Here is a 684-nt window from a genome sequence, read left to right as displayed (position 1 = left end):
TTAGTGCATGGGGGTGGGTGTGGTTTTGTTGCACCCCGCCGAAAAACGTACCCGGGGGGGGCCCCCCCTGGGGGGGCGCCCCTCGACTGCGTTAGCGTTTCTGGCGGAAACGCCATCAGGAAGGATGCACCTGTGAGCTCTGGACCCCAGGGCGGGGACCGCCCCCGTCGCTACGAGGATCGCGCCGACCGTGGCGCGGGGCGCGGCGACGCCCGCCGCGATGATCGCCCCTCGTACCGGGGCGGTCGCGACGACCGCGCCGGCGGCACCCGTGGTGGTGACCGTCGTGAGGGCGGCTTCCGCCGTGACGACCGTGCCGGCGGACCCACTGGTGACCGTCGTGAGGGCGGTTTCCGTGGCGGTGAGCGCTCCGGTGGTTTCCGCGGTGGGGACCGTGACGGTGGTTTCCGGGGCGGGGACCGTCGCGAGGGCGGCTTCCGCCGTGACGACCGCGCCGGCGGACCCACTGGTGACCGTCGTGAGGGCGGTTTCCGTGGTGGCGAGCGCTCGGGTGGTTTCCGGGGCGGTGACCGTGACGGCGGTTTCCGGGGAGGGGACCGTCGCGAGGGCGGCTTCCGCCGTGACGACCGTGCCGGTGGTGCGCCGAGCGGGGACCGTCGCGAGGGCGGCTTCCGCCGCGATGATCGTGCCGGTGGTGCGCCGGGCGGTGATCGTCGTGACGGT

Annotated in this window: 1 pseudogene; it reads right to left on the bottom strand. The window is 73.8% G+C overall.

Going from position 1 to position 684, the window contains the following annotated elements:
• A pseudogene (locus ACIA6B_RS27835) lies at positions 1–684 on the bottom strand (hypothetical protein); the annotation flags it as partial.

It is taken from the genome of Micromonospora sp. NPDC051141 (genome assembly GCF_044455765.1).
Classification (GTDB): Bacteria; Actinomycetota; Actinomycetes; order Mycobacteriales; family Micromonosporaceae; genus Micromonospora.
Note: the sequence above shows the minus strand (reverse complement) of the source record. Positions and strands in the feature narration are given on the sequence as shown.